Origin of the sequence: Oerskovia turbata, assembly GCF_000718325.1 — a bacterium.
GTDB lineage: Bacteria > Actinomycetota > Actinomycetes > Actinomycetales > Cellulomonadaceae > Oerskovia > Oerskovia turbata.
In genome coordinates this window covers 251,572-274,984 of the sequence record NZ_JOFV01000008.1, presented here as the reverse complement: position 1 = coordinate 274,984, position 23,413 = coordinate 251,572, and the positions used below count along the sequence as shown (strand labels likewise).

Here is a 23,413-nt window from a genome sequence, read left to right as displayed (position 1 = left end):
CACCGGTGCCGAGGCCCGCGCTACCGCCACAGGGACTCTGCCGCCGAGAGGAAGGACTTCCAGCGGGGGTCGCGTCGCGCCCGTTCGCGCACCACGTTGTCGACGTAGTGCCGCAGCCGCCGGGCGTCCTCCTCGTCGCCCTTGGAGGCCACGCCCGCGAGCTGGCGCGCGACCTCGGCCGGGGTCACGGTGCCGTCGCCCAGGTAGCGGGCCTCGAGCGACGCGGCGAACGCGACGTTCACGGCCTCGGCCGTCGACATGACGGTCTCGGGGCGCTTGACGGGCGCGCCGTTGCTCGTGGCCCCGGTCCGCAGGTCCTGGAACGCCGTGACGAGGACGTCCAGGACGTCTCGCGCGAGCGGCGGGCGCTCGCTCGCCGGGCCGAGCTCGGCCGTGAGCTGGGCCTCGATGAGGTCGATCTCGAACTGGCGGTCCGTGAGGGGCCTGATGGTCTCGAAGTTGAACCGTCGCTTGAGCGCCGCCGACATCTCGTGGACTCCCCGGTCCTTGAGGTTCGCGGTCGCGAGCACGTTGAACCCGGGGCGGGCCGAGACCCGCGCCTCGCTGCCGAGCTCGGGGATCATGAGCTGCTTCTCGGAGAGGATCGAGACGAGGGTGTCCTGGATCTCGGGCGCGCAGCGCGTGATCTCCTCGAACCGGACGACCTTGCCCGCGCTCATCGCCTGCTGGACGGCCGACGGGACGAGCGAGCGTTCGCTGGGCCCCTCGGCGATGAGCAGCGCGTAGTTCCACGAGTAGCGGACGTGGTCCTCGGTCGTGCCCGCGGTGCCCTGGACGGTGAGGTTCGACGTCCCGCTCACCGCGGCCGCGAGCAGCTCGGACAGCATCGACTTCGCGGTGCCGGGCTCCCCCACGAGCATGAGTCCCTGACGTCCCAGCAGGGACACGACGGCGCGGTCCACGAGGGGGTCGTCGCCGTAGAACTTCCGGCGCACCCCGAGCTCCGCGTCGCCCACGACGAAGGCACGCACGGCCCGCGGGCTGAGCCGCCAGCCGGGGGGAAGGTCGGAGCCCTTCGCCCGGTCGGCTGCTTCGAGGACCGCGAGCTCGTCCGCGAAGCGCACCTCGGCGGGCGGGCGGATCTCCCGAGCGGGTCCGCGGTCGAGGACTGCTGCCTCTTCGTGGGTGCTCACTGAGGTGGTCGGTGTGGTCACCATGCGCTCTTCTTCTCCCAGGCGGCGTCGAAGCTGCCACCGGCAGCGACGGTCAGGTAGTCGCGGTAGGACTCCGCGACGAGCACGGACGGCAGGTCCGCGAGGCGCGCCTCGGCGCTCTGCCCGTAGGCCCGGGTCGAGCGGCGGAACACGAGGTCGGTGATCGCCGCGGGGATGTTCTCCTCGGGCAGGAACGCGCCCGTGAACTCGATGACCGCGGTGATCCCGACGCTCGGGTACGCCTTCTCGTAGCCCGAGAACCAGCCGCCGTCCTCGGCCTGGCTGCGCGCGTAGCCGAGCTTGGTCGCCCGCCCGCGGACCGTGAAGCTGTCCGTGAGCCAGCCCTTGCGGTCGCTGATCGCGGTCGCGGTCCGGTCTGTCACGGGCATCGTCACCTGGAGCTGGTCGAACAGCGGCCGGATCTCGTAGTCGGCGAGGTGCTCGCGCCAGCGGCCGGCCTGGTCCGCGCCGAGCAGCACGCCGTGCGCGACCGAGATCGTCGCTCCCTGCGCGAGGGTCACGTCCTCGTCGTCGACGTCGATGAGCGCTCCGGCGTCCCCCGGGCGGAACGCCCGCTGGTCCGGTCCGGGGTTCTCGAGCCACACGAGCCCGGCCGCGAGGCGGGACATGACGGGGTGCCCGGCCACGAACTCGAGCCAGTCGGCGACGGGCCACTCGCGCCCCGTGCACATGGCCTCGTAGAGGCGCTGGGTCTGGAGCGCGACGACGGCCTTGAGCACCTTGCGGCTCGTCGAGAGCCGCGACTTGGCGGCCTTGACCTGGTCGGGGTCGTCGTCCGCGCGGGGCGCGGGCAGCGCCTTGACGACCTTGCCCGCCTCGTTGGTGAGCTCGAGCGTGAACGTGGGCGTGATGCGCCCCGTGTACTCGCGCGACCCGAGGTCGAGGTGCAGGATCCCGTCGTCCTCGAAGCCCGCCGTCTGCACCGTGCGGTCGGCGAGCTCCTCGGCGGACCAGCCCCGTCGCTCGGCCAGGTCCTCGGCGAGCTGCTGCGCGACGGCCTGCACCGTGGCCTGGCGGTGACGCCGCGCCACGGACAGCAGGAGCTGGATCGACGCGGGGTCGCCGTTCGCCGCGAGCGCCCGGACGAGGGCCTCGATCTGGGCGCGGCGCGTGATGTGCGCCTTGAGGTACTGCTGCACGGCGCGCGTCAGCTCGGCGCCCGGCATGCCGACGGTCAGCGCGAGCAGCCCCTTGTCGGCGATGGCCGAGCCGAGGTAGTTCGCCTGGTGCTCGCGGAACGCGTCCTGGTGGTGCTGGTCGACGGTCCGCGAGGCCTCGGCCTCGTAGTACTGGGGGTGCTGCTTGTACCAGTGCTGGTAGCGGTCGTACCGCTGCTGGGCCTCGCCGTCCGCGTAGGCCCGGCTCTCCGCGGCCGTGGGGCCCTGGGTGTCCTTGCCGATCCACGCGTCGAGCACGTACCGGCCGAGCGCCGCGCGGCTCTCGTCGTCGAGCAGGGACTCGTAGCGCGCGATCAGGCCCAGCCCGCTGGGGTCCTTGAGCTTGACCGCGAGCACGACCCACCACCGCACGACGTCGACCGGCACGGGTGCGCCGTCGGCGGCCCAGCGGAGCGCGGGCAGACCGTCGAGCGGGAACCAGGCCATGCTCGCAGGTGCCTTGGCCTTGAGGCCCTTGGTCGCCTCGGCGAGCAGCGTCGCGGGTGCGAGGTCGGCGGAGATGTCGTCGCCGAGCGACTCGAGGGCCCCGAGGAGCGCGGCGCGGGCCACCTCTCGACGTTCTGTGGCGAGCGCGGCCCGCAACGCCGGGATCGCGGCCGGGTCGCCGAGGCGCTGGAGCCAGACAGCGGCCGTGACGCGGATCTCGGCCTTCCCGTCGCGCAGGCCCTGCTCGGCCAGCTCGCGGGCCCCGGCGTGCGACTCGAGCACCTTCTGCGCCGCGACGCGGTGCGTCTTGCCCTCGCCCAGCGCGAGCTCGGCCAGCCGAGGCAGGTAGCGGGTCGGGATCGTCGGGAAGGCGCCGAGGATCGCGAGGGCGACCTCGAGCCGCTCCGAGCGGCTGTAGCTGTCGACCTTCGTCGGGGGGCGCAGGCCGAGGTGCGTCTCCAGCGCGGCCGGGTGCTCGGCGTAGTAAGGCCACAGGTGCTCGGGGGCGAACGTCCCGCGGGCGAACCAGGAGTCAAACACGAGCTCGGCGACGGCCGCCTCGGAGTCCTGGACGCCGGACCGCTCGACCCCGTCGGCGAGGACCCGGAGGTCGACGGCCATGTCGGTCGTCGCGTTGAGCTGGTACCAGGGGTAACGCTGCCGGCCGCCGCCGTGCGAGCGCGCGAAGCGGATGTCGTGCAGCATTGTCAGGCCGTCGAGCCGGCTCCGGATCGCGGGTGCCTGGAGCTCGACGAGAACGGTGCGTGGCGGCACCTTGGTCAGGGCGCCCGAGAGGTACTGCGCGACCTGCGTGAGGTGGTCGTCGGTGATGGCCGCGAGGTCCTTGACGGTTCCCCGGGCGTGCGACAGGCGCCAGCTCTGGGCCTCGGCCTTCGGGAGCGCCTCGAGCGCGGCGAGCTCGTCGCGGGACGCGGCGAGCTTACGGTCGACGGCGTCGCGGGCCGAGCGTACGAACGGCTCTCCGAGGGCGACCTCGGGCAGGGGCGTGAACGGCGGGACGTCGAGGGGCTCGTCGCCGACGACCGTCGCGACGTCGAGGGCCGTGGCCCGCTCGATCGCGTTCGACAGCAGCGTGCCGCGAGCGCCACGGTCGTCGGCGGCGTGCGCGCGCCGCAGGGCGTCGACGCCGCCCTCGACCCCGACGAGGTGGGTCACGAGTCCCCCGAGCCGGCTCGCGGGCATCGTGGTGAGCAGGGGTTCGAGGAGCTCGACCTGGCGCTCGGCGGGCAGGGCGGCGAGGTTCCCGGCGGCCTGCTCGCGCACGGACTTCGCGCTGTCGGTCGCGAGCTGGGCGACGAGCCCGACGAACGCGTCGAGCGCAGCGGGCCGGGTCCGCAGGAACTGCAGGAGCTCGACCTTGCCGGTCGCGCGCAGCGCCACGGCCACGTCGCTGGTCTCCTGGACGTGCGCGACCAGGTACTCCTCGACGCCGGGCTGCGCCGCGAACACTGCTAGCGGGTCGCCGTAGTAGTCCGCGGTGACGGGGCGGTCGAAGATCCCGGCCACGACGGCGGTCGGGATGCTCTCCTGCGCGACGCCGCCGTCGCGCAGGATCGCGGTCAGGAGCTCGGGGGTCCACTGGCTGCGCACGCCCGGCTTGCCGTTCTTACCGGTGGTGCGGCGGTCGCCGCACGTCTTGGCGACGTCGGTCAGGAGGGCCGCGAACCAGGCCGGGAGCCGGTCGGAGGCGCGTGAGACGTCGGGCGAGACGGCCGCGAGCAGGCGGCCCAGGCGCACGAGCACGTCGATGCCTACGGGCTCGGTCAGCGTGTAGAGGTTGCTGCGGGCGGTGGCACCCTTGTCGACGTTCCAGCCGGGCACGCGCTCCTTGATGGCCTTGTCCTCGGCCTGGGTCGTGTACGTCCAGGCGCCGAGCGTCGCGGGCCGGTTGAGCAGCCGGTCCGGCGCGTCGTCGCCGCGCTGCGACAGCTCGGTCACGAGCTCCGGCCCGTCGCCCGTGTGGACGTAGGCGATGGCACGGGCCGCGAGACCTTCGGTGGCCGCGTCCAGGATCTTCAGCCCGTCGACCAGCCGGCCCGAGGGCTCGGCGCGCCGCCGACCCTCTGCGCGGGCACCGGGCGCCGTGCCGCCGCCCTCGACCGCACCGTCGTGGTCTCCCTGGAGCCAACCCTTGATCTTGTCGAACACGCGTGCCCACCGTCTCCTCCGGGCCGCCGGACCGCGTCCGGAGGCCGCCGCGCTCCGTCGGCGCGGCGTCGTCGGTCACAGTAGGAGAAGCCACCGACACGCACCGTTGCTGTCAGTGGAGGACCGTCGCGGCAGCCGCCTCGCCGGTGTCCCGGGACCGGCGGTACCCGTCGGTGGCACGCTCGCCGCTCGACCGCGGGAGCTCCCGCGGCACTGCGGGTCGAGGGCGCACAGCGCGGGAGGGCGCGTCAGGCCGAGGAAGGGGGCCGCGACAGATCGGCCTGGATCTCGCGGATGGTCGTGGCGAGCACTCCTGACGCCAGCAACCCGGAACCCAGCGGTCCGGACGCGTCCTCCCCGAGCGCGGGCAGGCTCGCCAGGGCGGCGCGGACGTCCGTGGGCAGGTGAGCCAGCTGCCAGCGGACCTCGTCACGGCGGCCGGCTTCCTGGTCGGGCGCGGCGAGGGCAGCGGCCTTCGCCGCATAGGCGGCCGCTCCGAGAGCATGTGCGCCCATGTGCGCGACCCCCGAGGCCTGGCCGGCCGCCCGCGCGGCCGCGACGGCGGCCGGAGCCTTCACCGAGTGAGCCGCCCGCCCAGCGACGAACCGGCGGCGAATCTCGTCGGCAGTCCCGAGGTCACCGCGTCCGAACGCCCGGGCACGCTCGACCCCGTCCCGCGCACGGTCGTCTCCCGAGGCCTCGGCCTCGAACAGGGGAAGGACCCGCTCCGCGCAGTCGGCCGCCCACAGGGCGACCAGGCGGCGGTCGGCCTCGTCGAGGGTCTGCCGAGATGCCATGTGCCCACTCTGACACAGGCACGACGCGCCGCGTCGGCGGGACGTGGTCCCGGTACCAGGAGCACTGCCGACGTCTGAGATGGTGGGGCTCCTACGGACTTACTGCAATCAAAACGAGACAGTCCGTCAACTCGATGGGCCGGAGGCAGAAGCCCGAGGTCAGATCAGAGGTGCAGCGCCGCGACGCATGCCGCGGCTTCCGCGATCGGCGCGCAAAGGGAACCAGTTGCCTACTGAGACGGAGCGGACCATCGTGGCCGAGTACCAGGCAGGGCAGACGATGAAAGCGATCGCAACGAAGAACGGCATTCATCGCGCCACGGTCAACGAGGTACTCGATAGGACGGGCACGGCGAAGCGGCCGAAAGACATGAGTCCGAGCCAAGTCGACATGGCCGCACGTCTCTATAGTCTGGCCTCTCGCTTGCGAGTATCGGCGCGCAGCTCAAGTTCGATGCCACAACGATTCGCACGATGCTTCTACGAAGCGGCATAACGATGCGTGACTCACATGGACGGTACTGACCGAAACTCACGCTAGAACCCGTAAAGATGCTATCGGGCATTGAAGGCTGCTGGCCCACCCTCAAGGACATTCTCGACGTGGGAACGTATGGCCACATCATCCAGGGAGCCGATCCCGTCCGCTGCAGCCCGGCCGTTCTGGCCATCTGCTTCGAGAGCCACGATCAACTCGGCATGCGGAGTCAACCTTCCAGTGATCCGTGACAGCGAACAGCTCGATGTCCTGCGCCTCGCACTCGTCGAGTAGCGCCTTATTGTAGTCAGCCACCGTACTGTACGTAGCCGACGGCACGTTCTTCCCTTGGTACTCGTAGGGGTTCACCTGGAGTGCGGCCCGCACCTATCGTGCCACGGGGCCAGTCTTATCGTTCATCTCGTCTCCCAACCCTTCTCGGAGCTGACGGGCATCGTTGCCCGCGCACGCGCTACCTGTCCATCTCTGACAGCAGACACCAACCGATCGGTCGGCTGAATCCTGCGGCATGAAGCCGTCTCCATCCCCTCAGCGCTCCCCCTTCTTGGCCGCACGCTTCTGCACGCTGAGCGGAGCGCCAAGCAACCGGATAGCTTCAGAACGCACCGCCCGCTCGAGGATGTCAGCCACGACTGCCAGGTGCTCGGGATCGAACGATCCTGAGCCGTGAGACAGCGTGTTCCTTGCTCTCGTGAGCGCGGTTGAAGTGGCAGTGTGTCCTTGCCGTTGTGCTGCGCGCGGACGGCCCTGACCAGTTCGCTCTTCGCGAGTGCATCGGAGGCCTCATCCGGCAACCGTTTCAACAGATCAGCAAGCGCTGAATCGAGACCCTGGTGCGTTTCCTTGCGGAGGTGCTTGTTGATGAAGGAAAATCTGTCTTCTCCAGCAGTTCCTGAGCTCGCGCGATCACACCCTCTCGTTTCGCCCCGAACTTCTCCTTATCCGCCTCGTGCTTGGCTCGATTCTCAAATCCATACGATCCCTCGAGCGCCTGCAGTAGGAGCAGGAACCGCGAGCGGGGATGTTGGTCGCTGGCCGTCGCCATTGCGCCGTAGGTCTCAAAGAGTGGGTGCCTGGCGGCGACCTGGCGCTGCCAGGCATGCAACAGGTCGAGCAAGCTCACGCCGTCGCCCGCGAGACTTACTGCCGAGCGGATCTCCTCAACTGCCGCCCGCGTCGAGTTCACGGGTACGTGGGTGATATCCCAACCGAACACCTGGTCGCGGTGAGAGCGGGGTGCTGCCTCAGTAGCGACTGAGAGAAGGTATCGAACCTCGCGCGGCGCGGCGGTCAGGAGCGAGATGAGTTGTCGGAGTGGTCGAACCCACTCGAGCCACCAATCGACAACCGTCATAGGTTCCTCCGAAGTCAGACGCAGGACAGGACCGAAGGCCATCCGAAATTCGTAGCCGTCGACCGCGCGAACGGTGTAGTCAAACCCGAAGGTCATCGACTGTCTGCCCGCCCTCCAGGCGAACTTCGCCTCCTTGTTTACAGTGGCTGTCCAGACTGGCTCATCGCCGGCCGTCATCGGCATCTTCACGTGCGAGATGGGGGCTACTCCTGCAACCGACTCCAACCCCTCAATCTGAAGTTCGATTGAGACATACTTCCGATGCGCCAAGGAGTCGAAACTATCGAGGGACAGGACAGCGAATGCACCGATCGCCAGACCGTTTCCGGCGAAGCTGTAGCTGAGTTCTCCATTCATCAGCGCCACGTAGGCGCCACTGGACAGCCGACCGGTGAGGATGTCGAAACGATGGCGCTGCGGGAAGGATGCGACGCCGGTCATTCCCTCAGACACCCATTCGATTGGCAGGTCGCCATAGAGGACGCCAGTCGGGTATTTTCCCTGATCAACAGTGAGAAGACCCGGGATCCCGATGCGGCCACCTTTGCGATCCGGCACCTGCCATGTGATGAGGTACTCGCCGGCCTCGAATGGGAGCTTGACCGCTGAGGTCTCCTTGGGGGGTTTCATCGCATCACCCCATTCGTCCGCGCAAACGCGATCATCCGTTGCACAGCAGCCGGAAGAAGCCCGACAACATCTGTCTCGTCCACAAGGCCAACCAGGTTCGTCCAGACCTTTCCGCGAACGGCTCGCGCATCGATCTTGTAGACCTCCGCGAGAGCCTTCTCAACATCATCGACAGCCCCAGGCTGTCGCGGCGCAGCCGACGTTCGGTCGCCAGAGGGATGGTCAGTCTCGGTAATGATCCGCTCGAGTTGGATCAGGGCGACGTCCGCCGGATATTTCACACCTGCCGCGTTGATTGAGAACCAGCAGCCAAGCTCGACTGCTCGGCGCGTCTGCGCCTCGTCGCCGCGCCACCAGTGGAGGACCGCACCCCTGATTGGCGTCCGCTCGAGCGCGTCTAGTACGCGTCCTGGGGCACCGGAACTGTGAATGGATGCGATGCGGGGTGTGCCCTGCAGTGTGCTGAGGATTGAAGCGAACACCCGCTCCTGCTCCTCAAGCGGCACTTTGGAGCGCCTATCCACCCCAATCTCGCTCACAAAGGCCGTTGAGGCAAGCAGTGACGCGAACCTCCCGATGTCGAAGCCCTGCTGCGCCTGCACCACGCCCGGATGACAGCCCACGCCCCAGATCGTGACCTGGTCACGACGGCCCCTGACGGACTCGTACTCATCCAGGGACCTGGTGGCTGCGAACACGACCGCTCCAAGCCGTTCGAGGTCGGCTGCTCCGGTCTTCGCGCTAATGTGTGCGTGCAGATCGAGAGGCGGAAGCTGGGGTGCCATCAGAAGAGACCCCGCAGTTCCTCGACTCCCCGCTGCGACAGAGCAAGGGCATCCTGTGCCGCGTAGCCCTCGGGTAGTGACATGGCCATCACGTCGCGTGCACGAATACCCCGGTCGACGAAGTCCCGGAGAGGCTCAACGATCGACTTCTGCCGGACGAACGTGTTGTAACGACCACCCTGATCGTTCACGAGGTAGATGGTTGTATCGGGGACACCAGAAGCAATGAAAGCTGCACGGCGGACTAGGCACCCGAAGCACACGCCACAGGACGACCCCACGGGAGCGCCGCTGTAGCGCGCATCCGTGTGCGAGCAGGAGTTGGTGTTGCTGAGGTAGGTCGAGGCGGCTTCGACGCCAACTGCGTCCGCCACGCGGCAGAACATCTCTCCCTTCGTGAGGTTCTCGAACGGGTTCTCAATAAGGCCATGTCCGCCGACGCTCTGCATCAGGGTGGATAGTTCGCGCAGGAAGCGCGGATGGGTTGTGTGCGTTGACAGGCTGCCGCGACGATCGGGACCGAGCGGCGGGTTGAGCGAGGCGAAGCCATTCTCGGCAATCCAGAGAGTCGAGCCAGCACGCTCAGCGAGGGCGAGCCCCAGAGCCAGGAAGAGCAGCGAGCGGGAACGAGTCGATGTCTCGCTGCGGAACGAAGGGCCGTCCAAACGCTTCGATCCGCGATGAAGATGGAACTGGTGATGCACCTGCCAGATGCCAGGTACCAGTTCAAAGATCGCGGCGACGACACCCTGCTGCACCGGGGAGATCGCGGTTGAGCTGTACTGCGACACCAGTGATTGTGAGCGACCCTTGCCCAGTTCAACCGCTGACACAAGCGCACCAGCGGCAGAGTCGGCACCGCCGCTCAGGAGTACCGTCCGGTCGTGGTGCTGTTCCTCGATCGGCAGCCCGGTCTCCTCGGCTTCAGGCGCCTGTGTAAAACGGAACGTCCAGTGGTCGCCCGACAGGAAGCCGACCGTGCTGGCCAGCTGCTCGCCGTGCGACGCCCAGACACTGGGATCACCTACCTCCACAGTGAGCTCGAACTCCCTCGCGTTCCAGCTCGAGCCACCGCTCTTTCGAAGTACGGAGCGATCGGCGGCAAGTACTCCCAGGGCGATTCGGACAAGGTCGACGTTGCGCGGATTCACCACGCCGAAGTCGGTCAGGTGCGGATCGACGCCGCCAGTGAAGGTCGTCCGGCCGTTGCGCGTCCAGAGGAACACCTCGTCGAAGGTGCCGCCCAGCAGGGCAGCATCAGCGGTGGCCTCGGAAAGCGTGAGTAGTAGCCGACTCATGACGTAACTCCGAAGATCTGCCCGATGTCCCGGATACCGTTCTCGATAGCCTGCGCCATCTGCTGCTCGGTAGCTCCGCCTGGGTTCAGGGTCGCCTGGGCCGCGTACTCCGCCGCGACGTCACGAATCTGACGCTCCAGGCTGCGGCGCTTCTCGAAGCTGGCCTCCTTCGCGTAGACCGTCGCGGATACCTCGGTCAGCGCGGTCTCTGCGATCGTCGTCTCGATCGACTTCCTGACGACGTCTTCCGGCGTCGGCGGCTGATCCGTTGGCTGCTCCAGGATCCATTCGACGACGGTTGCAACGATGTCGCGTTCCTCAGCATCTGCCAGTGTGCTGTCGGCCTGGGCTTCGAAGGCGGTCTCGATGATCTTGAGCCCGATGGCAACGGGATCGCCGAGCGCCTGCAACTCGTCGTAATTGAGCCCGGCCTCGCTCAGTGCCTCGCGGTTACCGGACGAATAGGCAAGCGCCAGTCGCCCGGCCCGTCCGGCTGCCCTCGATACCCGTCCGACGGATCGGGTCGCACCGCCTGATGAGCGACCACCGCTTCCACCTCGGGAACCACCACCTCCGCCACCGCCAGGGCCATCACTACCGCCGCCGCGTCCGCGCGAGTTGAGCAGCACGCGGAGCGCCGGCCCGAGGTCAACCTTCGGAGGTTGACCGGGAGTGCCCGGACGTGTCGGTTCGGAGGGCCGGTCAGAGCCGTCGGCACTGCCTGCGTCAGTCCCATCGGCGCCACCGGTGTCTCCGGTCGCGTCGAGCCATGCCGTGATGTTGTCGCGGAGATCCCCGGCGTCTCTACCGCCGCTGCCGCCGAAAGAGCCGCTAGTTCCCATTGCCGCTCCACGCTTTCTCGACGATGCTCACGGCTTGCTGGAGTTGCTGGTCGTCGGATCCTGTCCTCCATGCCTCAAGCACCGGCCGATAGATCGTCTGATCCAGCGGTCGAAGTTTGATGATCGTGGCTGGTTCAACGCTCGCCGCAGGAAGCCCCCGGAGCGCCACCACGACGTTCGGCTGGGTAGTTGGCTGCTGAGCCGCGAGGCGGAGCAGGCTCTCTACCGTAAACTTCTGCAGAGTGGGCTGGTCGCGAGAACGGCGTCCAAGATGGCCGACCATAACCTGGGCGTCGCCCTCGGGCAGTAGCCTCAGCGTCTCATCGGTGACACCCGCTCGGTCGAGCTTCAGGCTCGACGTCAGCGCGACTGCCAGGTCGCGAAGACGCTCAGGTAGCCCAGTGTCGATGACCTCGATCTTGGCGAATGAGGCTGCCAGATAGAGGTAGCCCGATATAGCAGAGGTGTCGAGTGCAGGCGGGAGCTTCGCCCAGCGCCGGAGCGTGTCACTGAAGTCGTCGTCGCGAGCTGGCTCCTGTTCCGGCGCCGGAGTGACCGCCTTCTTCTTGGCGCGTCCCTCGTCTGGCTCCTCACCCTCGGATGCCTCTGGTGTCGTCTCCTCGATCTCCTCAACGCGACCGTTAGCGGCAACATCGAGCGCGTCGAGCTTGTCGCGTAGCTGGTTGGATGCAAGCCAGCCAAGTACCGTCTCGAAGTCATCGGTGAGAATACGCTCCAGCACCATGAGCTTCGCGACCTCGTCTGCCTCCAGCTCGAACCCACGACGTCGTGCAACTGCTTGGCGCACATTCAGATCGTTCAGGAATCGCTTGATCCGTCGCGGATTGCCGTGGAACTTCTCGTAGAGGATCGGTGTCAGGCGTGTGGCTGTGACTAGATGCTCAGCCAGATCGGTGCCATCATCGATCTCCAGATCGTCCAGGCTGCCGCCAGCAATGCGCAGTTCATCGCACTTGGTAACGAAGGCCGCATATGCCGCCTCGTCATCGCCGAGCTCGACCTTCGAGAGCAATAGGAAAAGGTACGCCTCGGTGTCGAACCGGCTCAGCGCAGGGAGCGGGATGGTCGTCTGGACGATCTTGTGCAAGTAGAGCTTGGCGGGATCCTCGTCCTCGTTCTTCGGAGCCGCTGTCTTGAGCTTCTGCTGGATAGCTTCCGCTACACGGTCCTCATCGGCAGCGATGACGAAAGACATGCCCTCGGCCGAAAGAAACAGCCGGATCGCCTCAAGGGTCTCGACCACGGTGTCCGGCAGACAGCGATCGAGATCATCGACGAGCACAACAACACGCGACAAGTGGGCCAGTGCAGGATCAGCCAACAACGCCTCGAACTCCTCACGGAAGGCAGCCATGCCTTTCTCGCTGTCGAGGCTGTCGGGCTCGTCGCTAACCAGGCCAAAGACGTCATCGATGTTCGGCAGCTGCATCGTGATAGCGGTCTTAGCGGCCATCTTGACCGCCTTCGACCAGTTCACCTTGCGGACGAGCTTCTTGAAGGCTTCGAGACCGGCCTGACCAACCGGATCCGTCTCGTCGAACTCCTTGCTGAGCGCGCCCAGTACCTCAGCGATGAGACTCTCCTTGGGGCCAACTGCCGGGTCGTAGAGCCAGGGCTGCGTCGGGATGACCAGCACCTCACGCTCACTAACCGAAGAACGCTCTTTGATCTCGGACTTGATCAGTTCGAGGACGCTCGTCTTACCGCTACCCCAAGTACCGGAAAGGCCGATTGCCACGGGATCGAGTCCGTCATCGAAGATCGCATCTGCAGCCGTCTCTGCAACTGCACGAAAGGCCAGCAGGTCTTGGGTTGCCGGTTCATCTGACCATAGCGGGTAGGACGACGTCACGACACACCTCCATCGGCGTTGCTGTCGACTCCGCCGATCAGCAGCCCGGCTTTGTCGGTCGTGTAGTTGTAGTCAACCGGCCCGATTAGTGCCGCATCGAAGTGATGCTCGGCGAAACGAATGCGCATTGCCTCGTCCCAGTCGGGATCAGCAAGCGTCCCTTGGATGGCGAGTTCCTTTAGCCAGTTGAGCGTCTTGTCGAGTCGTCCACTGCGGTCAGTCTCGGAACCTTTGAGAGTAGAGACGATTGGCTTGGAGTTGCCGCTGCTGGGCTTCGACTTCACCTCGGCGCACTCGGCGTGGTCCTCTTCCGAGGCCTCCGGCCATGCTGGCAGGAAGAAGCGCACGACGTCCGACGTCGGGGCCGACTTGTTCCGGTCGTTCTTGAACCGCCACTTTAGTGGATCGATGGCCCCGTCCTGCTTCGACGCTAGGTAGAAGGCCGCGATCATCTCGCCGAAGTCTCCGGACATCACCGAGGGGTTGTCAGGCACGTAGGTTCCCGCCAACGCCCCCGGCTCTATGCCCTGGGCCGCACGCGCCTCAAGGTGCTCGTCGGCGACGTAGCGCCGTCGCACCGGCACCCCCAGTAGGGCCGCCCACGCTTCAACGCTCTCCGGTGAGACCTCTACGAGGAAGTGCTTATCCTTGTCCGTCTCCACCAGGAGTGCCGTCAGTTCGTCGAAGTCAAGGCCGAGCGCGTCCATGGCCCTCCATCTGCCTGTGCCTCGTGTCCGGTGTGATCAGGGCAGACTAGCCGAAACCGGCTCTTCCTACCGGAGGTGGGTGTGGGCGAGTCCGCCGCCGATGAGGAGGATGCGTGGGCGGTGCTGTTCGCGGTTGCGCAGGCCGCGGGCGATGCGGCAGTGGGGTTCGATCAGTCCGTTGATCGCTTCGGTGCCACCGTTGTTCGCGCGGCAGGTGTCGAAGGAGGCCAGGAACGCCTGCCTGGCACGACGGCGCAGGTCCGCCTTGAGCTGTGCGTGCCAGGTCGAGACGTCGGTCACCGTCACGTCGTCGAGGTATTTGCGCCCTATCGTCGGGTCGACGCACCGCGCCACCATCCGGGTGTGGTTGCAGTACGTCCCAGGAGCCAGCGTCCGCGACTCGACGTACTCGGCCGCCCACTGCGACACCGTGATCCGGCGGACCGCCTCCCAATGGTCCGGCGTCCGCCATACGCCCCGGTCGATCAGCTTGCGCTCCTCGACGAGCCACATCTGCGCCGAGAGCTTGTCCCCGAACGTCTGGGAATACCGCTTGCCGTCCGGCCCGCGGTAGCAAGCCCGCGCGCTCACGTTCCGATTTGTCGTCTTGCTCCGCGAGACTCGACCGAGCCGAAACTCTCCCTACCGTCCATCGCGACCACCGCCCCTCAGGCGGGAGGTGTACGACGTGCGCCACCGCCGTGGGGCTCTGGCGGGGCCCGCGGGGCCCAATTCGGTCCCCTCGCGTCCGATTCAGTCCACGACGACGATCGACAAAATCGCAGGTCAGGGCATCATTCTCCCTGATGGTGGGCCCGGAGGGACTCGAACCCCCGACATCCACGGTGTAAGCGTGGCGCTCTAACCAACTGAGCTACAGGCCCCAGAACAGCGGTGCACAGCCTACCGGGTCACCGGCCCTGCCTCGCACATCCGCCGCAGATCGGGCATCCCGTGCCCGACGGCGTGCGGCCGCCACGGGTGCAGTCGGGCCAGAGACGACCGACGGGCGCACCACGGCACGAGGCCACGGCACGCCCGTCGAGAGAGCTGCGGGGTCAGAGCTCCGCGAGCGCCGCCCGGTACCCCGCGAGGTCCCGGCGCTGCCCGCGCGGGTTCACGACGGACCACCGCACGACGCCTTCTGCGTCGATCAGGAAGCTGCCGCGGATCGCGAGGCCGCGCTCGTCGTCGAACACCCCGTACTGGCGGGCGACCTCGCCGTGCGGCCAGAAGTCCGAGAGGAGGTCGAACGTGTACCCCTCCTGCGCGGCCCAGGCCTTGAGCGAGAAGACGGGGTCGCACGAGATCGCGTAGAGCGAGACGCCCGCGGTCTCGAAGTCCGCGATGTTGTCGCGGAGCTCGCACAGCTCGCTCGTGCACGTGCCCGAGAAGGCGAACGGCACGAACACGAGCAGGACGGGCCGGCCGCGCAGGTCCGCGAGGCGGACCGGGGTGCCGTGCGTGTCGGTGAGCGTGAAGTCGGGGGCGAGGTCGCCCGGCCGGATCGTCAGCTCGGGGGCCTCAGCGGCCACGGCCACGCGTGCCGAGCTTGGTCGCGGACCAGTCCGGTGCGATCGCGAACGTGCTCGTGGCGTGCAGGCCGGCCGTGGTCGCGGCCTCCTGGAGGTCGTTGTGACCCACGTGGCCGTCGCGGCCCGCCTTGGGCGTGAAGATCCAGATGAGACCGCCGTCGTCGAGGACCGTCTGGACGTCGACGAGCATGTCGGTCAGGTCGCCGTCGTCCTCGCGCCACCAGACCACGACACCGTCGGTGACGTCTCCGTAGTCCTCGTCCACCAGCTCGGAGCCGACGAGCTCCTCGATCTCGGCGCGGAGGTCGTCGTCGACGTCCTCACCCCAACCGAACTCCTGCACCACATGGCCAGAGAGGAACCCCAGGCGTCCTGCACCCTGGGGGTCCGGCGTCGCTCCCACTTGTGTCTCTTTCCCTTCTTCGTACTGCTCGATGATCTGTGACCTGCTTGGCAAAGGTAGCCCACACCACTCCCGCGTGCCTCAGCAGGGGCGGGTGCGTCGCTCGGGCCTCTTCACCGTGCAGTTGCACCAGTGTTGCGGTGTTCGGCACTCGGCACAACGTCGGCGCGCCTCGGAAGGTGCCCGGAGCGCCTGGCGGGTGCTGCGCCGTCGGGCACGACGACGCCAGATCGTGCCCCCGCGGCGGACACCGCGAAGGACCGCCGCAGCCTCTCCTCCACCCTCTGCGCACCGGACGCACACACTCCTGTGTCGTGGAGATCACGCTCTCTTGACCCCCTTGTGGTGTGACTTCCAGGCCGCGGGGTAACAGAATGGTTCGACCACCCGAGAGTGTGGAGGCACAGTCGCCACCAGCGGCTGCTACCGCCGCGCAGGAGTGGCTGGAGGTGAGCGGGCACGGTGTACCGCGCCGTGATTCAATCCGAATACCGCTCCGAACAAGATATGAGGTTGCTGGTGGCTTCGTTTGACGAGACCGGACCGCTGATCAACGGTCTGCTCAGCCAAGTACCGGACATCGACCCCGCTGAGACGAGCGAGTGGGTCGAGTCCCTGGACGGACTGATCGACGACCGTGGCGGCCCCCGCGCCCGCTACGTCCTGCTCAACATGCTCAAGCGAGCACGCGAGCGCAACGTGGCGATCCCGACGTCGGTGAACACCCCCTACGTCAACACCATCGGTGTGCACGAAGAGCCGTACTTCCCCGGTGACGAGGCCATGGAGCGTCGTTACCGCAGCTGGAACCGGTGGAACGCGGCCGTCATGGTCACGCGCGCGCAGCGTCCCGGGATCGGGGTCGGCGGGCACATCTCGTCCTACGCGTCCGTCGCGACGCTGTACGAGGTGGGCCTGAACCACTTCTTCCGCGGCAAGGACCACCCGGGCGGCGGTGACCAGGTCTACTTCCAGGGTCACGCGAGCCCCGGCGTCTACGCCCGCGCGTTCCTCGAGGGCCGCCTCTCGGCGGACCAGCTCGACGGGTTCCGCCAGGAGAAGTCGCACGCTGGCGGCGGTCTGCCGTCCTACCCGCACCCGCGCCTCATGCCGGACTTCTGGGAGTTCCCCACGGTCTCCATGGGCCTCGGCCCGGCCTCGGCGATCTACCAGGCGTGGACCAACCGCTACCTGCACAACCGCGGCATCAAGGACACGAGCCAGCAGAACGTCTGGGCCTTCCTCGGCGACGGTGAGATGGACGAGCCGGAGAGCCGTGGCATGCTGCAGCTCGCCGCGCAGCAGGGTCTGGACAACCTGAACTTCGTGGTCAACTGCAACCTGCAGCGCCTCGACGGCCCGGTCCGCGGCAACGGCAAGATCATCCAGGAGCTCGAGGCGCAGTTCCGCGGCGCCGGCTGGAACGTCATCAAGGTCATCTGGGGCCGCGAGTGGGACACCCTGCTCAACGCCGACAAGGACCGTGCGCTCGTCAACCTGATGAACGTCACGCCCGACGGCGACTACCAGACGTACCGTGCCGAGAGCGGCGCGTTCATCCGCGAGCACTTCTTCGGGCGCGACCCGCGCACCAAGGCGCTCGTCGAGAACATGTCGGACGACGACATCTGGGCCCTCAGGCGTGGCGGCCACGACTACCGCAAGCTCTACGCGGCGTACGCGGCGGCCACGGCCCACACGGGCCAGCCGACGGTCATCCTGGCGCACACGGTCAAGGGCTACGGCCTGGGCTCGGGCTTCGCGGGGCGCAACTCGACGCACCAGATGAAGAAGGTCGGCCTGGCGGACCTCAAGACGCTGCGCGACTCGCTGCGCATCCCGATCACGGACGAGGAGCTCGACGCCAACCCGTACGAGCCCCCGTACTACCACCCGGGCGCCGACGCGCCGGAGATCCAGTACATGCAGGAGCGCCGCCGCCAGCTCGGCGGGTACGTGCCCGAGCGTCGTGCGGAGCCGGCACCTGTCACGCTGCCGGGCGACAAGACGTACGAGATCCTCAAGAAGGGCTCGGGCAACCAGGAGATCGCCTCCACCATGGCGTTCGTCCGTCTGCTCAAGGACCTCATCAAGGACAAGGAGATCGGCAAGCGCATCGTGCCGATCATCCCGGACGAGGCCCGGACCTTCGGTCTGGACTCGATCTTCCCGTCCGCGAAGATCTTCAACACGCAGGGCCAGAACTACCTCGCCGTGGACCGCGAGCTCATGCTGAGCTACAAGGAGTCCGAGGCCGGGCAGATCATGCACACCGGCATCAACGAGGCCGGTTCCGCGGCCGCGTTCCAGTCGGTCGGCACCTCGTACGCCACGCAGGGCGAGGTGATGATCCCGTTCTACATCTTCTACTCGATGTTCGGGTTCCAGCGCACGGGCGACCAGTTCTGGGCCGCGGGCGACCAGCTCACGCGCGGTTTCATCATCGGCGCGACGGCCGGACGCACCACGCTCACCGGTGAGGGCCTGCAGCACGCGGACGGTCACTCGCCGCTGCTCGCGGGCACCAACTCGGCGATCGTCCAGTACGACCCGATCTACGGCTACGAGATCCGCCACATCGTGCGCGACGGCATCGAGCGCATGTACGGACCGGGCAAGGACGGTCACGGCGAGGACGGGCGCGACCAGAACGTCATGTACTACCTGACGGTCTACAACGAGCCCATGCAGCAGCCGGTCGAGCCCGAGGACGTCGACGTAGAGGGCATCCTGCGCGGCATCCACCGCATCAAGGTCTCCGAGGCCTCGGGGCCCAAGGCGCAGATCCTCGCCTCGGGCGTGGGCGTGCCGTGGGCGCTGGAGGCGCAGGAGCTCCTCGAGAAGGACTGGGGTGTCTCCGCGGACGTCTGGAGCGTCACGAGCTGGAACGAGCTGCGCCGCGACGGCCTGGCCGCCGAGCAGGACGCGTTCCTCAACCCGGCCGCGACGCCGCGCGTGCCGTACCTGACGGCCAAGCTCCAGGGCGCCGAGGGTCCGTTCGTCGCGACGAGCGACTACGACCACCTCGTCCCCGACCAGGTCCGCCAGTGGATCCCGGGCGACTACGCGGTGCTCGGCGCGGACGGCTTCGGCTTCTCCGACACGCGTGCCGCGGCCCGTCGTCACTTCAAGATCGACGGCCCCTCGGTCGTGGTCCGCGTGCTGCAGCAGCTCGCGAAGCAGGGCAAGGTCCCCGCGGAGGCCTCGGCCCAGGCGATCGAGAAGTACCGTCTGATGGACGTCACGGCCGGCACGTCCGGCAACGCGGGCGGCGACTCCTGACCGTCCCCCGCCCGTAGTGCCCGACGGCGCCGCTCACCTGGCGAGGTGAGCGGCGCCGTCGGCGTTCGTGGGGTCGGGTGACGCGGCTGCCCCAGGGGCCGCCGGGCGCTCGGGCGAGCGGCGCCGTCGGGCGTGCGCGGGCTACGTGCCCGACCGGTGCTGCTCGGCCTGCGCGATCGCGAGCTTCAGCTCGGACTGCAGCGGCGCGACGAGAGCCGCGTCCGGGTGCATCGTGAGCGACGCGAGGTGGTGCTTGGCCTCGAAGATGCGGTCGGCCTCGATCGCGGCCAGGACGAGCTGGCGGCCCGCCGCGGGCGTGTGCTCCTTGGCCCGCCAGTGCCCCACCCCCAGCCCCAGCGCCTCGACCGGCAGGCCCGCCTCGCGCAGGATCTCCATGCTCTCGGCGAGCGCCAGGCCCGACGGGTCGCGCTCGGCGGCCGTCGCGAACCGGCGCAGCGCCGCCTCCTGGTCGTCCTCGAGCGAGAGCCTGCCCAGCTCGACGAGCGGGTACCACCCGCGCGGGTGACCCGCGAGCTCCTCCGCGAGCGCCCAGACGGCGAGGTCGGCGGCGCGCTGCTTCTCGCTCTCGTCGGCGGGGGCCGCGAGCGGGTCGGCCGACACGTGCGACTCGGCCGCACGCCGTCGGACGATCTCCGCGAGCGCCTGGAAGGCGCGCTCGTCGTTGGGGTCGTCGACGAGCATCGCGCGCAGGGCGTCCTCGTGCACGGTGTCGCCGCGGCGGTCGGCGCTGGTGGGACGGCGCGCGCCCACGGTCGACGCCGAGGACGGGCGGCGCATGAGCTGTCGGAGTCGGGGCATCAAGGCCATGGATCGACACTAGCGGCTCCGGTGCGCCTCGCCCCCGGAAGGTCGCACCGCGCGGTACCCGGCTTTGTGGACTCCCCACAACGAAGCCGACCGGACGCCGTATGCTCGGGGCGTGCCGATCACGGGGAACACCGACAACCTGCAGCGACTTCGGGACGGCAGCGGGATGCTCGCCGCCGCCGCCCTGCGGCGTCTCGACGAGGACCTCCCGTGGTACCGGGCGCTGCCCGCCGAGGACCGCTCGTACGTGGGTCTCGTCGCCCAGTCGGGCATCACGGCGTTCGTGACCTGGTACGCGAACCCGGCCTCGCCGCCGCACGGCGTCAGCGAGATCTTCGCCGCGGCGCCCTCGGAGCTGACCCGGTCGATCTCGTTGCAGCACACCCTGCAGCTCGTGCGCATCGTCGTCGAGGTCGTCGAGGCGTACTCCGACCGCCTCGCGATCCCCGGCGGCGAGCGTGACCTGCGCGAGGCCGTGCTGCGCTACTCGCGCGAGGTCGCGTTCTCGGCCGCCGAGGTCTACGCGCGCGCGGCCGAGGTCCGCGGCGCGTGGGACGCCCGCCTCGAGGCCCTGATCGTGGACGCGCTCATCCGCGGCGACGGCGACGACTCGCTGCGTTCGCGCGTCTCGGCCCTCGGCTGGGGCGGGCAGGGATCCACACTGGTCATGGTGGGCACCGCGACGTCGGCCCTCGACGACCTGCGCACGGCCGAGCTGCGCCGCGCGACCCGGCGCGCCGCCGGGGACGCGCTCGTCGGGATCCACGGCGACCGGCTCGTCCTCGTGCTCGGCGGGGCGGGCGACCTGCAGGCCGCGGCCGCGTCGCTGCTCCCCCGGTTCGGTCCGGGCCCCGTCGTGATCGGTCCCACGGTTCCCTCGCTCGACGACGCCGCCCGCTCGGCCCAGGCCGCGCTCGCGGGACTGGCCGCGGCGCCGGCGTGGCCCCAGGCCCCGCGGCCGGTCCTCGCGGACGACCTGCTGCCCGAGCGCGTCCTGACGGGCGACACCACGGCCCGCCGCACCCTCGTCGTCCAGGCGTACCGCCCGCTGCTCGAGAGCACGGGTGCGATCCTCGAGACCTTGTCCGCGTACCTCGGCACGGGCCGCTCGCTCGAGGCCGCCTCGCGCAGCCTCTACGTGCACCCCAACACGGTCCGCTACCGCCTGCGCAAGGTCGCCGAGATCACGGGCTGGGACCCGCTCGACGCGCGCGAGTCGTTCGTGCTCCAGGTCGCGCTCGCCCTCGGGCAGCTCTCCGCGGGGCCGTCGGGTCGCTGAACGCGCCGCGGGGCGCCCGCCGGCCCGCCCGCGTGCCGCGCCTGCCTGCCATGGTGAGCGGCGCCGTCGGGCGTCTGTTGTAGGTTCGGCACAAACGGCCCGGACAAGGTTGGTGCGCGTCGTGACGTCCCGGCGGGCGACCGGGTTGACACAGTTGACGGGTGCTAGCCGTCTTGTGCCCTGGACAGGGCTCCCAGTCCCCCGGAATGCTCGCCCCCTGGCTCGAGCTGCCCGGGGTCCCCGCGCAGCTCGACGCGTTCTCCGCCGCGTCCGGCCTCGACCTGCGTGCCCACGGCACCACGTCGGACGCCGAGACCATCCGTGACACCGCGGTGGCTCAGCCGCTCATCGTGTCGGCCTCGCTGGTCGCGCTGCGCGCGATCCTCGACGGCCGCGACACGTGCGAGGTCGCCGACGTGACCGCGGGCCACTCGGTCGGCGAGTTCGCAGCCGCGGCAGTCGCGGGCGTGTTCGAGGACGCCGCCGCGGTGGGCCTCGTGACGGCCCGCGCCCGCTTCATGGCCGAGGCCGCCGCCGCGACCCCGACCGGCATGGCCGCGGTCGTGGGCGGCGACGCCGAGGAGGTCCTCGCCGCGATCGAGGCCGCAGGCCTGTGGCCGGCGAACGTCAACGGCGGCGGGCAGGTCGTCGCCGCAGGATCGCTCGAGGGCATCACGGCCCTGGGCGCGAACCCGCCTGCCAAGGCGCGCGTGATCCCGCTCCAGGTCGCGGGCGCGTTCCACACACCGTTCATGCAGCCCGCGCTCGACGCGTTCGCCCCGGTCGCCGCCGGGTGGGACGCCACGGACCCGCGCCTGCCGTTCCTCTCGAACGCCGACGGCGCCTCGTACGCGAGCATCTCGGGTGCGGAGTCCGGTGGCCTGTTCGGGGTCAAGGACGACGTGCTCTCGCGCCTCACGGCCCAGATCGCGGCCCCGGTCCGCTGGGACCTGTGCCAGGAGACGCTCGCGGCGCTCGGCGTAACCGCGATCCTCGAGCTCGCCCCGGGCGGGGTCCTCACGGGCCTCGCACGCCGCACGCTTCCCGGTGTCGAGACGGTCGCGGTCAAGTCGACCGCGGACATCGACAAGGCCCGCGACCTCGTCGCGCATCACAGCGACGCCGCAGGCGCCTCGGCGCAGACCGGTGCCGAGAATGCCGCCGACGGTGCGGTCGCCCCCGCCGGGGAGACCACCGCGTGAGCGCGCTGACCATCCGTCAGGCCGCAGGGGCCGAGTACTCGCGCGTCCTCGGCATCGGCGGGGTCCGCGGCGAGAACGTCGTGACGAACGACGACCTCGCCGGGCCGATCGACTCGTCCGACGAGTGGATCCGCCAGCGGACCGGCATCGTCACACGCCGTCGTGCCGGCGCCGGGGTCGACGTGATCGACCTGGCGGAGACCGCAGCGCTCAAGGCGGTCGCGTCCGCAGGCCTGACAGGTGCCGACATCGACGCGGTGCTGTTCGCGACCACGACCTACTTCCACCAGACGCCCGCCGCCGCGGCGGTGCTCGCGGACCGGATCGGCGCGACCCCCGCGGCCGCGTTCGACGTCTCGGCCGCGTGCGCAGGCTACACCTACGGCATCGCGCAGGCCGACGCCCTGGTGCGCTCGGGCGCCGCCCAGCACGTCCTCGTGGTGGGCGCGGAGAAGATGAGCGACTTCGTCGACCCGACGGACCGCACCATCTCGTTCCTGCTGGGCGACGGCGCGGGCGCCGCGGTCGTCGGCCCGTCGGACACCCCCGGCATCGGCCCGACGATCTGGGGCTCGGACGGTGGCAAGGCTCCCGCGATCCGCCAGACCCACGCGTGGTCGGACCTGCGCGAGCACCCCGAGCTCGGGTGGCCGACCCTGCGCCAGGACGGGCAGACCGTCTTCAAGTGGGCCGCGTTCCAGATGGCGCCGATCGCCGAGAAGGCCCTCGCCGCCGCCGGGGTCACCGCCCAGGACGTCCAGGCCTTCATCCCGCACCAGGCCAACATGCGGATCATCGACCAGATGATCAAGCAGCTCGGCCTGCCCGAGTCCGTCGCGGTCGCCCGCGACATCGCGGAGACCGGCAACACCTCGGCCGCCTCGATCCCGCTCGCAACCGAGCGCCTGCTCGCCGAGGGGCTCGCGAGGTCGGGAGACCTCGCGCTCCAGATCGGGTTCGGCGCCGGGCTCGTCTACGCGGCGCAGGTGATCGTCCTCCCGTAGGGGAGAATCATCCTGTCCGTCCCCCGGCCCGTGCTCCCCACGGTCCGACCAGGGCGGGCGACGCACGACCTTTCCACCGTTCCACAGCTAGTTCCCGGTGCCGGACGGCCCCGGCACCCATCACAA

The 23,413-nt window shown here is 69.0% G+C and carries 16 protein-coding genes, 1 tRNA gene and 1 pseudogene; 4 read left to right on the top strand and 14 right to left on the bottom strand.

Annotated features, from left to right (window positions below; genetic code table 11):
• Window positions 1–20: 20 nt before the first annotated feature.
• From IE95_RS0111135 to IE95_RS0111070, 13 genes and pseudogenes are all read right to left on the bottom strand, one after another.
• On the bottom strand, window positions 21–1,178 hold the full coding sequence (locus tag IE95_RS0111135; RefSeq protein ID WP_084690133.1) for an AAA family ATPase: 1,158 nt from the start codon (window positions 1,176–1,178) through the stop codon (window positions 21–23).
• Window positions 1,172–4,969, bottom strand: a complete 3,798-nt coding sequence (locus IE95_RS0111130) for a DUF4132 domain-containing protein (protein ID WP_030151702.1) — start codon at window positions 4,967–4,969, stop codon at window positions 1,172–1,174. The genes IE95_RS0111135 and IE95_RS0111130 overlap by 7 nt, the downstream gene beginning before the upstream one ends.
• Window positions 4,970–5,217: 248 nt before the next feature.
• Window positions 5,218–5,766, bottom strand: coding sequence for a putative immunity protein (locus IE95_RS0111120; protein WP_030151701.1), 549 nt, complete (start codon window positions 5,764–5,766; stop codon window positions 5,218–5,220).
• A 1,298-nt stretch (window positions 5,767–7,064) separates the two neighbouring features.
• On the bottom strand, window positions 7,065–8,249 hold the full coding sequence (locus tag IE95_RS0111115) for an ApeA N-terminal domain 1-containing protein (protein ID WP_030151700.1): 1,185 nt from the start codon (window positions 8,247–8,249) through the stop codon (window positions 7,065–7,067).
• Window positions 8,246–8,947: a TatD family hydrolase gene (locus IE95_RS19625; RefSeq protein WP_206053258.1), complete on the bottom strand. Its 702-nt coding sequence runs from the start codon at window positions 8,945–8,947 to the stop codon at window positions 8,246–8,248. The genes IE95_RS0111115 and IE95_RS19625 overlap by 4 nt, the downstream gene beginning before the upstream one ends.
• 86 nt (window positions 8,948–9,033) lie before the next feature.
• A complete protein-coding gene (locus IE95_RS0111105; protein WP_030151698.1) occupies window positions 9,034–10,332 on the bottom strand; it encodes an adenine nucleotide alpha hydrolase family protein in 1,299 nt (432 codons plus the stop codon).
• Entirely contained in the window at window positions 10,329–10,961 is a 633-nt protein-coding gene (locus IE95_RS0111100; protein WP_206053259.1) for a hypothetical protein, read from the bottom strand. The genes IE95_RS0111105 and IE95_RS0111100 overlap by 4 nt, the downstream gene beginning before the upstream one ends.
• Window positions 10,962–11,163: 202 nt before the next feature.
• Complete coding sequence (locus IE95_RS0111095) at window positions 11,164–13,047, bottom strand: KAP family P-loop NTPase fold protein (RefSeq protein WP_030151696.1); 1,884 nt, start codon at window positions 13,045–13,047, stop codon at window positions 11,164–11,166.
• Window positions 13,044–13,754, bottom strand: coding sequence for a Hachiman antiphage defense system protein HamA (locus IE95_RS0111090; protein ID WP_051703005.1), 711 nt, complete (start codon window positions 13,752–13,754; stop codon window positions 13,044–13,046). Before IE95_RS0111090 ends, IE95_RS0111095 begins: the two co-directional genes overlap by 4 nt.
• Window positions 13,755–13,820: 66 nt before the next feature.
• Window positions 13,821–14,006 (bottom strand): annotated as a pseudogene (locus IE95_RS20155) (transposase); the annotation flags it as partial.
• Window positions 14,007–14,561: 555 nt separating this feature from the next.
• Window positions 14,562–14,638 (bottom strand) — tRNA-Val (locus IE95_RS0111080).
• Between the two features lie 174 nt (window positions 14,639–14,812).
• A complete protein-coding gene (locus IE95_RS0111075; RefSeq protein WP_428829409.1) occupies window positions 14,813–15,295 on the bottom strand; it encodes a peroxiredoxin in 483 nt (160 codons plus the stop codon).
• Entirely contained in the window at window positions 15,279–15,692 is a 414-nt protein-coding gene (locus tag IE95_RS0111070; RefSeq protein ID WP_030151692.1) for a DUF3052 domain-containing protein, read from the bottom strand. The genes IE95_RS0111075 and IE95_RS0111070 overlap by 17 nt, the downstream gene beginning before the upstream one ends.
• 519 nt (window positions 15,693–16,211) lie before the next feature.
• Here IE95_RS0111070 and aceE point away from each other — a divergent pair.
• Window positions 16,212–18,974, top strand: coding sequence for a pyruvate dehydrogenase (acetyl-transferring), homodimeric type (aceE, locus tag IE95_RS0111065; protein ID WP_030151691.1), 2,763 nt, complete (start codon window positions 16,212–16,214; stop codon window positions 18,972–18,974).
• Between the two features lie 141 nt (window positions 18,975–19,115).
• On the opposite strand, the gene IE95_RS0111060 is transcribed toward aceE, so the two are convergent.
• Window positions 19,116–19,802: a hypothetical protein gene (locus tag IE95_RS0111060; protein ID WP_030151690.1), complete on the bottom strand. Its 687-nt coding sequence runs from the start codon at window positions 19,800–19,802 to the stop codon at window positions 19,116–19,118.
• 166 nt (window positions 19,803–19,968) lie between these two features.
• Here IE95_RS0111060 and IE95_RS0111055 point away from each other — a divergent pair, with 166 nt between their 5' ends.
• The 3 genes from IE95_RS0111055 to IE95_RS0111045 all read left to right on the top strand — a co-directional run bounded on the left by IE95_RS0111055 (window position 19,969) and on the right by IE95_RS0111045 (window position 23,287).
• A complete protein-coding gene (locus IE95_RS0111055; protein ID WP_084690151.1) occupies window positions 19,969–21,081 on the top strand; it encodes a PucR family transcriptional regulator in 1,113 nt (370 codons plus the stop codon).
• A 161-nt stretch (window positions 21,082–21,242) separates the two neighbouring features.
• On the top strand, window positions 21,243–22,283 hold the full coding sequence (locus tag IE95_RS0111050) for an ACP S-malonyltransferase (protein ID WP_051703004.1): 1,041 nt from the start codon (window positions 21,243–21,245) through the stop codon (window positions 22,281–22,283).
• On the top strand, window positions 22,280–23,287 hold the full coding sequence (locus IE95_RS0111045) for a beta-ketoacyl-ACP synthase III (protein ID WP_030151687.1): 1,008 nt from the start codon (window positions 22,280–22,282) through the stop codon (window positions 23,285–23,287). Before IE95_RS0111050 ends, IE95_RS0111045 begins: the two co-directional genes overlap by 4 nt.
• The last annotated feature ends 126 nt before the right edge of the window (window positions 23,288–23,413 follow it).